This is a genomic window from Candidatus Izemoplasma sp. (genome assembly GCF_982632705.1).
In genome coordinates, this window is the sequence record NZ_CEXEES010000048.1 from 1 (window position 1) to 11,999 (window position 11,999).

The window sequence follows — 11,999 nt, forward strand, 5'->3', positions numbered from 1 at the left end:
CGATTTTACTTTTTAATTCATTGATAATACTAGCCATAATATCACTCCTAACGATACCTATTTTACACCTTTTTTATAATATTTCAATTCTTTTATAATAAGTATTTGTTTTAAAACAAATGTGATACAATATTATTGGGTGATAATAATGAAGAAATTGGATACAATTTTATTTGATTTAGATGGAACATTAATAGATACAAACCATGTGATTTTTGAGAGTTTCAAACACACTTTTAAGGTAAACCTACCTGAAGTAGTTTTAGATGATCACATCGTTGGAACTTTCGTTGGACCAACGTTACAGCAAACATTTGGTAATTATACGAAAAGTCCCTTTGTTATTGATCAAATGATTAAAGATTACAGATCCTTCTACATTGATTATGAAATGGGTAATTTTGAGATTTATCCTGATGTAAAAGAAGTTTTAGTTGATTTGAAAACAAAAGGCTATAATTTATGTATTGTAACTTCCAAATTTGAAGAAGCTGCAATGCCAAGTTTTACCTATTATGGTTTAGAAGAAATTTTTGATGGGTTTGTTGCCTTAGATCATGTCGAGAACCCAAAACCAGATAGAAACCCAATTGATGTCGCTCTTGCAAAGTTTCCAAATCATGGAAAGGCAATAATGATTGGAGATAACAAAGGTGATATAAAGGCCGGACAAAATGCTGGTATATATAGCGCAGGGGTCTCTTGGAGTCTAAAAGGACACGAGTATTTACTTGAAGCCAATCCAGATTATATGTTAAGTGAGATGAAAGATATATATAGAGTATTAAACGAAATAGAGGAGGGGTAATATGGATTGTATTTTTTGCAAGATTATTGAGGGAGACATCCCATCACACAAATTATATGAAGATGATCATATACTTGCTTTCTTAGATATAACACAAGGAACAAAGGGACATACCCTAATTATTCCGAAAAAACATGTTAAAAACATTTATGAGTTAGATGATGAAACAGCACGAAATATATTTAGTGTTGTACCGATGATTGCAAATGCTTTAAAAGAAGCGTTTAATCCTATTGGGTTAAACATCGTCAACAACAATGACAAACCCCTACAAAGTGTATTTCACTTTCATATTCATTTAATCCCACGTTATGAGGATGATGGAATGGTTTTAAGTACTGTAAATCATTATGGAGAATATGATACTGAATACTTCTTGGATTTAGTAAGTTCTATAAAAGACAAAATAAAAAGCGCTAAATAGCGCTTTTTTTTATAAAAATAATTCTGTGAAAGCTTTCACCATAACTCCTGTACCACCTTGTTTATTTGATGCAGTCCCAGCTATATCTAAATGAATCCAAGCTGTTCCTTCTTCAATAAACTCTTCAATGAATGCAGCTGCTTGACTTGCTCCTGCATATCTTGAACCTTTGTTTTTGATATCAGCTACTTTTGATTCTAATTCCTTGTGATACCCTTTATTTATAGGCATTTCCCATATTGGTTCTTTCGTTTTTTCTGTTGCTACTTTGAATTCTTTTAAGAACTCTGAATCATTAGTAAATGCTCCTGTATATTCTTTTCCAAGTGCAGCAACCATCGCACCCGTTAAGGTAGCAACGTCTATTACTTTTTTTGATCCTTCTTTTTGAGCGAACCACACAGCATCTGCTAAAGTTAATCGCCCTTCAGCGTCTGTACTGATTACTTCAATAGTTTTTCCTGATGCAGCAGTTAAGATGTCATCGGGAACAATTGCCTTATCCCCAATACGGTTATCTGTTGCAGCTACAATAGCAATTACATTAGCTTTTGCTTTTAGTTTTGCTATAGCATTCATAGAGCAAATTACCGCAGCACTACCTGCCATATCAACTTTCATTCCAGGCATATGTGCTGGCCCTTTAAGACTATAACCACCTGTATCATACATCACACCTTTTCCAACTAAAGCTGTAGGATTTTCCCACTTTTCTAGTCCTTGGTATTTAATGTAAATTAGTTTTGGTTCATCTAACGAGCCTTTATTAACACCTAAGAAAGCTCCCATATTCATTGCCTCAATGGCTTTTTTGTCAAGGATTGTTACAGTGACGTTGTCTAATTCTTCAAGTTTCTTTGAAAAATCAGCTAATTGTTCTGCGTTTAGATAGTTATAAGGTGTATCAACTAATTCTTTTGCCTTATTGATACTCTCACCATATACATATCCTTTTTTAACAGCATCATAAATTTTAGTTTCTCCATAATAGAAGAAATCTTCACTTTTTTCTTCTTTTTTTGATTTGTAAGTATTGAATACGTAGTTTTTAGTTAAAATTCTTTCACTCATATCTTGCATAATTTGTAAGTATTTGTCAGTTTCAAATGTATCTACTAAAACTACTACATCTTCTTTTAAGGCTGCGATATTATTGTAAATTTTATCCTTTTTACAATTACACATAAGCTTTGCATAATTTACTACATGTACTCTTTTAGCCTTAATTTTACCTAATGTATAAATAGTGGTGAATGGCTCAGTTACTGAGTCAAAAACCCCTTCTAGTAATTTGTTTAATTCTTGTGATAATTCGTGATTAGGATTATTTGCTATAACAATGTCTTTTTCTTCTTGTAATAAATCAAATGACTTTTGTTCTTTAATATCTACCATGATACCCTCCTATTTTATTAGCTTAGTTCTCATGTATGGAACTAAAACCGTTGGTACTATTATTGTACCATCTTCTTGTTGATTGTTTTCCATAATTGCAACAACAGTTCTACCCACTGCTAATCCACTTCCATTTAGTGTGTGAACAAACTCTGGTTTGCTATCTTTGTTTCTTTTAAACTTGATATTTGCTCTTCTAGCTTGATAATCTTCTGCGTTGCTAATGCTTCCTATTTCTCTGTATGTGTTATATGAAGGTAACCAAACTTCGATATCATATGTTTTTCTCATACTGAATCCTAGATCCCCTGTACATAAATCAACTATTCTATATGGTAACTCAAGTAAATCAAGTACTTTAGCGCTTTGAACAATCATAACTTCTAGTTCTTTATAACTGTTTTCAGGTTTTGTGAACTTAATAAGTTCTACTTTGTTGAACTGATGTTGTCTAATGATTCCTCTGGTATCTCTACCTGCAGATCCCGCTTCTTGACGGAATGCAGTTGTGAACGCTGTATATTCAATAGGTAGTTCTTCACCTTTTAGTGTTTCGTTTCTATGCATGTTAATTGTTGGTACTTCTGCTGTTGGGTTTAAGTAAAGATCTCTATCATCCATAACTTTGAATGCGTCATCTTTAAATTTTGGGAATTGTCCCGTACCTAACATACTTTCTCCATTAACAATATATGGAGGGATTATCTCCGTATATCCATGCTCGTGAGTATGTAAATCAGTCATCCAGTTGATAAGTGCTCGTTCTAATCTAGCACCTAACCCTTTGTACACAGTAAAGCGGCTTCCTGTAATTTTGCTGGCTCTTTCAAAATCCAAAATATCTAAATCTGTACCTAAATCCCAATGTGGTTTTGGTTCAAATGTAAATACTCTTGGAGTTCCTACTTTTTTGATTTCTCTATTATCATCTTCAGTCATTCCCACAGGAATATCCTCATGAGGTAAATTAGGTGTTATTAATAATTGATCTTTAATGAATTGATCAAGTTCCTTTAATTCTTGTTCCTTGTTTTTAATATCAGAGCCAATGTTGTCAACTTCAGCTAAAATTGCGCTAACATCTTTCTTTTCTCTCTTATATTGCCCTATTTTCTTAGATGTTTCATTTCGAAGTGCTTTTATTTTTTCAACTTCTGTAATGATTTCACGACGTCTTTCATCTTTCGCTAGAACCTCGTTTAAATAGGAGAAGTCTCCCCCTCTTCGATTTAAAAGTTCAATCATATACTCACTGTTTTCTCTTAGTTGCTTAATATCTAACATATTATTCCTCCTTTATAATAAAAAAATGCCGCCCTTAGCAAAGGGCGACATAGTCGCGGTACCACCTTAATTGGTTCTCGAAGTATATAACGGTACAACCCGTGGATGATTGGTCCAACTCAAAGGTAGATTTCATATATTGTCTATATTAGTTTACAGCACCACTAATTCTCTTTGATAGACAGTTATACTACTTAGCCTCTTCAACGTATTGTTGTCTTGATAATAACAAAATCGGTTTTCTTTGTCAATAAAGTTATCTGATATATTCATCTTTGTTTGTTGCATATTTAACGATTTCTTTAGAATACTCTTTTGATGTGTTACTTTTCATTAAGTACATATCTTCGTCTGCTCGTTTGATTAAATCATAAATAGATTCATCTTTTGATGTTTTTTCAGCAACACCAATTGACACTGAAATTCGATCAAGAATATTATTTGCCTTACAAAGCTCTAATATGTCAGATTTGATTTTATTCAAGGTTTCTTTTGGTTCATCTTTAAGTACTATAATGAACTCATCTCCACCAATTCTAGCCATTTCCTGGTTTGGATAGGCTGCCATAACTTCTTTCATTTTTAATGCCAATTCCCTTAGAAGAAAATCTCCTCTTTCATGCCCTAGATAGTCGTTATTTGCTTTTAGACCGTTTAAGTCAAGTGAGAGTACACTGTAATTGGTTTCGCTTGAAAGTGTTTGTAGATAGTTCTCTATAAAGTTACGATTATGTAATCCTGTCATGTTGTCATAGTTACTTAATTGATTTAACTCTCTTAATAGTTTGAATACTTGAGTCTCATCATACATTAATACCATATACCCAAAATCATTAATTCCTTTAAGTGTAAACTTCTTTTCACGTAAATGGAAATGATCTTTATCAGGGTGATTATCTTTTTCAACATCATATTCTTCATAAAATACAATTTGACTACTCAAGGTTTTAAGCAGTGAATCTAGCGGTTTTCCTTGAAAATCTTTTTGTATAATTTTATATTTGGTTTTCAACAGGTGAGATACTTCTACAATCCTTTTCTCTTGATCGGTGATTATATACATTTCTCTCATATTCGATAGGATTTCTCCTCTACCTGATGTTCTTAAATTGAAAATCATATCTTGATGATAAATTACTTGATAAAGTGCATAAGTCACTATTACAAGTGATATATATGTTAAATCAACAGTTGTAACGTCTGCGATTAATTGTACCAAATTGAATAGAAGTACTATTAAAGCACTGTACATCATCGTTCTTGTAACAGATTTATAGTGTCTAACACCTTTGTTTTTGGATAAAAATACAACCATAAATACAATTGATGTTAGAACAACTGTGTACGTTAAGACTAAGTGAAGGATAAATAGTGAACCTTTATCAGCTGTATAAAGATCTTTAAATGAATTAATTTCATCTAGGTTTAGTTTTAATAAGAAGTTTGTTTGATTATTGGTGATTGCTAAAACATATTCTCCTAAGAATAACGCTCCTAGGATATAATACAGTATTTTGGGAAACTTTTTTTCCACATAATTATAGATTGTACACAATAAGAACACTGATAGTAAAAACTTAAGTGGGTATCCTAGCATATGTGCATAATAAATAACCTCTTTTGTACTACTTAATCTCTCAACAAGGATTAAAAGTGTCCATGCGAACGTAGTATTCATAAGGAATTTTAGACATCTATACTTCATATCTTTTGAAGACTTATATAGACTTACAACTGGTAGAAAGGATACAAAACCTACTACCATCAATATAACAATTATTACTGAATCCATTTTCTCTCACCTCGTGTATTTAAAAAAGGGTAAATTAAACTTTACCCTTTTTATTTTAAACTATTAAAACTCTAAATCAAACCCTAATTGTTCTAAATCATCATTTTCTTCATCTGTATCTTCTTCTTGCTTGATTTCTTCTTCAGATACAATTTCTTCAATTATTGGAGCTGGAGCTTCTTTTTTCTCTTCTTTAGGCTCTTCTTTAATTGGTTCTACGTCCCGTTCTTCAACTATCACTTCATTTGATGGTTCTTCTACATTCTTCTCTGAATCTAAAGTAGCTACTTCCTCGTCAACTTTGTCTTCAACAGATTCTTGATTCTCATTTGTAGCTTCAAGAAGTGGTGTTTTATCAAGTGGTGTTTCGTTGATTGTTAGTTCATTGTTTTCTAACTCTTCATCAAACTCATCATCACTTTTTGGTACTATTGCGATTGTTGCTACTTTTTGGTTCTTGTTTAGTTTAATTAAACGTACACCTTGAGTAGAACGTTTAGATTGTGCTATTTGATCAATTGGTAACCTAATAATCATACCTTTGTTTGTTGTGATGATTAAATCTTCATCACCAACAACAGAGCGTAGTTTAGCAAGTGGACCGTTTTTATCGGTGATTTGAAGTGTTTTAACACCTTTACCACCACGGTTTTGCTGTCTATACTCATCGATCATTGTTCTTTTTCCGTATCCGTTTTCTGTAACAACAAGAATTTGATTGATATCTTCTGTTACTACAGCAAACCCAACTACACATTCACCTTCATGAAGTAGTATACCTCTTACTCCTGATGCGACACGTCCCATTGCTCTAGCTGTTTCTTCGTGGAATCTAATTGCTTTCCCATTTGAAGCACCCATGATTATGTCTCTGTGTCCATTTGTAAGTCTTACACCAAGTAATTCATCTTCATCTCTTAGATTAATTGCCTTGATACCAGATACTCTAATATTTTGGAAATCTTGAACAGGAGTACGTTTTACGATACCTTGTTTTGTTACAAAGAATAGGAAGTCTTCATTTTCAAAATCTTCTATTCTTGCTACGGCTGCTAATGATTCATCTTCATCCATATCTAACAAGTTTACAATTGGTAATCCTTTAGAAGAACGACCATAACTAGGGATTTTGTATCCTTTCATCTTATAAACTCTACCTTTATTGGTAAAGAACAGTATGAAATCATGAGTAGATGTATTAATTATATGTTCTACCATGTCATCTTCATTCGTTTTAATACCTGTCATTCCTTTTCCACCACGGTTTTGTGTTTTATAGTGTTCCAGGTTCATACGTTTGCAATAACCACTTGCAGTGATTGTTATAATTACGTCTTCTCTTGGTATTAAATCTTCGTCTTCTATGTCTAAATCTAATGTTGAGTTGATTTCCGATCTTCTTTCGTCTCCGAATTTATCTTTTATGTATTCTAATTGTTCAATAATTAATTCTTCTTTTTTATCTTCGCTAGATAATATGAATTCTAGTTCATTTATTAACGTTTTTAAGTCTTTTAATTCAGATTCTAGTTTTTCTCTTTCTAAACCGCTCAAACGACGTAATCTCATTTCTAAGATTGCTTTAGTTTGCTCTTGAGATAAAGAGTATCTTGTCATTAATTGTTCTTCAGCGTCATCGTAAGATGATCTAATTGTTTTAATTACTTCATCGATATTGTCTAATGCAACCAATAATCCATCTAGGATGTGTGCTCTTGATTTTGCTTTTGCTAAATCAAAGATAGTTTTACGTGTTAAAACTTCTATTTGGTGGTTTACATAGTGCATTAACATATCTCTTAGTGGTAAAACTTTTGGTTGGTTGTTTACTAATGCAAGCATATTAATTCCAAATGTTGTTTGAAGTGGAGTGAATTTGAACAAGTTATTTAATGTAACTTCTGCGTTTACATCTCTTCTTAGCTCAATTACTACTCTAATTCCTTTACGGTTAGATTCATCTCTTAAATCCGTGATTCCATCTACACGTTTTTCTTTGGCTAATTCTGCTATTTTTTCAATTAATCTTGATTTGTTAACTTGGTAAGGAATTTCAGTAACGATAATTGATTTTTTTCCTGATTTTGCTTCCACAATTTCTGTTTTAGCACGCATTTTTATTGCACCATTACCTGTTTCATATGCTTGTTTTAAGTTTCCTAGACCCATTATTGTTCCCCCTGTAGGGAAATCTGGACCAGGAATGTACTGCATTAGTTCATCTACTGTTATATCGTGGTTACCCATATAAGCTAAGATACCATTAATAAGTTCTGTCAGGTTGTGTGGAGGTATATTTGTTGCCATACCTACCGCAATCCCAGTTGCACCATTCATTAGTAAGTTAGGGAATTTTGAAGGCATTACGCTTGGTTCTCTTTCAGAACCATCGTAGTTATCCACGAAGTCTATTGTGTCTTTCTTTAAATCTGAAAGCATTTCTGTAGTAATTTTCATCATTTTCGCTTCTGTATAACGCATTGCTGCAGCACCATCACCATCTATACTTCCAAAGTTACCGTGTCCGTTAACTAAAGGGTATCTATAGCTGAATGTTTGTGCCATACGTACCATTGCATCGTATATTGCGGTATCACCATGAGGGTGATATTTCCCCATAACATCTCCTACAATACGTGCAGATTTCTTAAATGATTTATCAGGATATACCCCTAACTCTTCCATTCCATATAAAATTCTTCTGTGAACAGGTTTTAACCCATCACGTACGTCGGGAAGTGCACGAGATACTATTACACTCATTGCATAACTCAAAAACGATGTTTTCATTTCTGTAGATATGCTAATTTCTTTTACTTTATCATATGTATTAAGTTCCATTTAGTTCACCCCTAAACATCTAAATTTTGCACGTAAAGTGCATTTGTTTGGATAAATTCTCGCCTAGGAGCTACTTCATCTCCCATTAGCATGCTAAATACTTCATTTGCTTCAATAGCATCTTCTAGTGTAACTTGTAATAACGTTCTTGTTGAAGGATCCATTGTTGTTTCCCATAGTTGATCAGGATTCATCTCTCCTAGACCTTTGTAACGTTGAATTGTATATCTAGATCCAAATTCTTTTAATAATGGCTCTAATTGTTCTTCTATGTATGCATATTCTATTTTTCTACCTTGTTGCACTTTGTATAATGGTGGTTGTGCAATATACACATACCCATTTTCTATCAAAGGCTTCATATGGCGGAATAAGAATGTTAATAATAGTGTTCTAATGTGTGCCCCATCAACATCCGCATCGGTCATGATAATGATTTTGTGATATTTTGTTGAATCTACATTGAATTCATCACCTATACCGCATCCAAATGCTTGTATTAACGATAATATTTCCTTGTTTCCTAATATTTTATCTAATCGAGCTTTCTCAACATTCAATACTTTCCCACGTAGTGGTAAAATCGCTTGAAATTCACTATCTCTACCTTGTTTTGCAGAACCACCAGCTGAATCTCCCTCGACTATGTATATTTCTGATTTACTTGGATCTTTTGAACGACAATCCGCTAATTTAGAGGCAAAACCTAATCCATCTAATGGGGATTTACGTCTTGTTGCTTCTCTTGCTTTTTTAGCTGCTAGACGTGCTCTAGAAGCCATCAATGCTTTTTCAATTACGATTCTAGCATCATTAGGGTTTTCTTGTAAGTAACGATCTAACCCTTCACTTAATATGTTCGCAACTATTTTTCTAACTTCAGTAGAACCTAGTTTTGATTTCGTTTGACCTTCAAATTGAGGGTCTGGATGTTTAACTGAAATAATACAAGTAAGACCTTCACGAGTGTCTTCTCCAACTAAGGCTTCATCTTTTTTGAAGATACTTTTGTTTTTACCATAATTGTTTAAAACCCTTGTTAATGTCATTCTAAATCCTTCTTCGTGTGTTCCACCTTCAATATTGTTGATATTGTTTGTGAATGAGAAGATGTTTTGTGAGTAGTTTGTACTGTATTGCATTGCTATTTCAACAACGATTCCATCAATTTCACCTTCGGTGTAAATAACGTCTTCATGTAGTGCTTCAGCAGATCTATTTAAGTATGTAACATACTCCATAATTCCACCTTCGTACATGTACTGGTTGATGTGGTAATCGTTTCTGTTTATTATTTGTTTTAATTTCTTTAATTCTTCATCGTTTTCTTTTAGAAAAATCGCTTTTGCTGTACTAAATTGATTTCTTGCTTGTATTCCTTCTGGAGTACCTGGAGCCCCAATAAAATCTTCTCTTTTCGGAGCTTTACTAAACAATATATCTAAGTTCTTTTTGGCGTCCTTTTGGTCTTTAGAGGTTTTATTCTCTCCTCTTAAATCATTGATTTCAATTGTAACACCTTTATTTAAGAACGCTAATTGTTGAACACGTGTTCTTAGTAATTCGTATTCATATACTGTTGTTTCCTTAAAAGTGTTTGGATCAGCTTTAAATGTGATGATTGTACCCATTTTATCTGACGGACCATGATTGATTAGTTCTGTTTTTGTAAATCCGTATTCGTATCTTTGGGTATATTTTTGGCCGTTTTTATGAATTTCAACTTCCATCCACTCGCTCAGTGCGTTAACTACAGATGCACCAACACCGTGTAATCCACCAGAAACTTTATATGAGCTGTTATCAAATTTACCACCAGCATGTAGAGTGGTTAAAATTGTTTCAACCGCAGGTAGTCCTGTTTTTGGATGGATATCCACAGGGATACCACGTCCATCATCTACAACTCTAATTATGTTTTCTTCTAAAATTTCTACTGTAATAATTGTTGCTACGCCCGCTAAAGCCTCGTCAATAGAATTATCTACTATTTCCCAAACTAAGTGGTGAAGCCCTCTTGGACCTGTTGAACCGATATACATACCTGGACGTTTTTTTACTGCCTCTAGTCCTTCTAGTATCTGTATATTACTAGAATCATATGTGTTTTCCATAATTGTCACTCTCCTTGATACGACCATTGTTTACTTCGTATATTGTGTAGTTATCTATTTTGTTTAAATCAATATCTTTAATATTGGTTGTTGTTATTATTGTTTGTGTTTTGTTGTTTATGTATGTTAATAGTTTATTTTGTCTCTCTTCGTCTAATTCACTCAATACATCATCTAGTAGTAAAACAGGGTAAATACCTTTGTGTTGGTGAATAAACTCAACTAGAGCTAATTTTGCTGACAACACTGCGGTTCTAAGTTCACCTTGTGATCCATGTGTTTTTATTAAATGGTTATTTAAGTGAAATTCTATGTCATCTCTGTGAATTCCTAAATTAGTAGTACCTGTAATAATATCGTACTGGTATTTGGCACTAAACTCTTCTTTGTAGTTTTTATCTAAACTAGGTAAGTATGTGATTTTGTAGTTATTGTCTTCTTTAGACAAGTTTTTGTATATCACATTAACATGTTTATTTATTTCTTCTATAAACACTTTTCTTTTGATAACTAAGAGTTCTAAGTACGTGATTAATTGATCTGTAATTATATCTAAAAGCATTAAATCCTGTTTCTTAGTTTTTTGCATTGTTTTAAGTAAATCATTACGTTGTTTTAGTATTTTTTTATAATTTTGTAGGTTGTGTAAGTATTCTTTTGATATTTGTCCTATTTCCAAATCAAGGAATTTTCGCCTATTTTGGGGGTTTCCTTTTATTAAATCTAAATCTTCAGGAGCAAACATAACAACATTTAGTTGCCCAATATAATCACTCAACCTTGTTAGTTCTATTTGGTTGTATTTTGCTTTTTTACCGAGTTTTGAAAGAATTATGTCTAATTGTATATGTTTTTCTTTTAAATTGATAAGAGCATTGATTTTGGAGTGTTCCTTGTGTGTTTGTATCATGTCTCTATCTTTGTTTGTCTTGTGAGATTTGGTTAAACCTATAACGTTGATGGCTTCTATGATTGTTGTTTTACCTTGAGCGTTTTTACCAACAAGGATGTTCGTTTGTGGGTTAAAATTGATTGATGCGTCCTCATAGAGTCTGAAATTCTCTAGTTTTAGTGTTTTTATTTTCATTATTTGGTAATTCTATATTCTCCTATTGTTTTGATCGTAATTTTGTCACCAGGGTATAGTTTTTTACCTCTTCTTGTGTCTGGAGTATCGTTCACTGATATTTTGTATTCAGCTAGAATCGCTTTCACTAGACCTCCTGAAGATGCAATGTTTGTTAATTTTAAAAATTGACCTAACGTTATGTATTCGGTTGTTATCTTCACATTGTTCATATAACCACACTTCTTTCATATATATTATTATTATGTATATAT

General features: G+C 32.7%; 9 protein-coding genes and 1 other annotated feature. Of the genes, 2 read left to right on the forward strand and 7 right to left on the reverse strand.

Features of this window, described 5'->3' with window-relative positions:
• Window positions 1-148 precede the first annotated feature (148 nt).
• Together AC2LE6_RS06735 and AC2LE6_RS06740 are read left to right on the forward strand one after the other, a co-directional pair.
• A complete protein-coding gene (locus AC2LE6_RS06735; protein WP_484478499.1) occupies window positions 149-808 on the forward strand; it encodes an HAD-IA family hydrolase in 660 nt (219 codons plus the stop codon).
• 1 nt (window position 809) lies between these two features.
• Window positions 810-1,232 (forward strand): HIT family protein, encoded by a 423-nt coding sequence (locus AC2LE6_RS06740; protein WP_484478500.1) that lies wholly within the window; start codon window positions 810-812, stop codon window positions 1,230-1,232.
• A 9-nt stretch (window positions 1,233-1,241) separates the two neighbouring features.
• On the opposite strand, the gene AC2LE6_RS06745 is transcribed toward AC2LE6_RS06740, so the two are convergent.
• From AC2LE6_RS06745 to yaaA, 7 genes are all read right to left on the reverse strand, one after another.
• Window positions 1,242-2,627: a M17 family metallopeptidase gene (locus tag AC2LE6_RS06745; protein WP_484478501.1), complete on the reverse strand. Its 1,386-nt coding sequence runs from the start codon at window positions 2,625-2,627 to the stop codon at window positions 1,242-1,244.
• Window positions 2,628-2,636: 9 nt separating this feature from the next.
• A complete protein-coding gene (gene serS / locus AC2LE6_RS06750) occupies window positions 2,637-3,911 on the reverse strand; it encodes a serine--tRNA ligase (RefSeq protein WP_484478502.1) in 1,275 nt (424 codons plus the stop codon).
• Window positions 3,912-3,948: 37 nt separating this feature from the next.
• Window positions 3,949-4,127, reverse strand: a binding site (T-box leader).
• Window positions 4,128-4,167: 40 nt separating this feature from the next.
• Window positions 4,168-5,703, reverse strand: a complete 1,536-nt coding sequence (locus AC2LE6_RS06755) for a diguanylate cyclase domain-containing protein (RefSeq protein ID WP_484478503.1) — start codon at window positions 5,701-5,703, stop codon at window positions 4,168-4,170.
• 63 nt (window positions 5,704-5,766) lie between these two features.
• Complete coding sequence (gene gyrA / locus AC2LE6_RS06760) at window positions 5,767-8,544, reverse strand: DNA gyrase subunit A (protein ID WP_484478504.1); 2,778 nt, start codon at window positions 8,542-8,544, stop codon at window positions 5,767-5,769.
• An 11-nt stretch (window positions 8,545-8,555) separates the two neighbouring features.
• The gene (gene gyrB, locus AC2LE6_RS06765; RefSeq protein ID WP_484478505.1) at window positions 8,556-10,658 is read right to left on the reverse strand and encodes a DNA topoisomerase (ATP-hydrolyzing) subunit B; all 2,103 of its coding nucleotides are present in this window, start codon (window positions 10,656-10,658) and stop codon (window positions 8,556-8,558) included.
• Complete coding sequence (gene recF / locus AC2LE6_RS06770) at window positions 10,642-11,745, reverse strand: DNA replication/repair protein RecF (protein ID WP_484478506.1); 1,104 nt, start codon at window positions 11,743-11,745, stop codon at window positions 10,642-10,644. Before recF ends, gyrB begins: the two co-directional genes overlap by 17 nt.
• Window positions 11,745-11,957 (reverse strand): S4 domain-containing protein YaaA, encoded by a 213-nt coding sequence (gene yaaA, locus AC2LE6_RS06775; RefSeq protein ID WP_484478507.1) that lies wholly within the window; start codon window positions 11,955-11,957, stop codon window positions 11,745-11,747. Before yaaA ends, recF begins: the two co-directional genes overlap by 1 nt.
• Between the last annotated feature and the right edge of the window lie 42 nt (window positions 11,958-11,999).

What these genes read in the sequence shown, in the direction of transcription:
- AC2LE6_RS06735 (WP_484478499.1), top strand. Translation starts at nt 149, where the DNA reads ATGAAGAAATTGGATACAATTTTATTTGATTTAGATGGAACATTAATA.
- AC2LE6_RS06740 (WP_484478500.1), top strand. Translation starts at nt 810, where the DNA reads ATGGATTGTATTTTTTGCAAGATTATTGAGGGAGACATCCCATCACAC.
- AC2LE6_RS06745 (WP_484478501.1), bottom strand. Translation starts at nt 2,627, where the DNA reads ATGGTAGATATTAAAGAACAAAAGTCATTTGATTTATTACAAGAAGAA.
- serS (WP_484478502.1), bottom strand. Translation starts at nt 3,911, where the DNA reads ATGTTAGATATTAAGCAACTAAGAGAAAACAGTGAGTATATGATTGAA.
- AC2LE6_RS06755 (WP_484478503.1), bottom strand. Translation starts at nt 5,703, where the DNA reads ATGGATTCAGTAATAATTGTTATATTGATGGTAGTAGGTTTTGTATCC.
- gyrA (WP_484478504.1), bottom strand. Translation starts at nt 8,544, where the DNA reads ATGGAACTTAATACATATGATAAAGTAAAAGAAATTAGCATATCTACA.
- gyrB (WP_484478505.1), bottom strand. Translation starts at nt 10,658, where the DNA reads ATGGAAAACACATATGATTCTAGTAATATACAGATACTAGAAGGACTA.
- recF (WP_484478506.1), bottom strand. Translation starts at nt 11,745, where the DNA reads ATGAAAATAAAAACACTAAAACTAGAGAATTTCAGACTCTATGAGGAC.
- yaaA (WP_484478507.1), bottom strand. Translation starts at nt 11,957, where the DNA reads ATGAACAATGTGAAGATAACAACCGAATACATAACGTTAGGTCAATTT.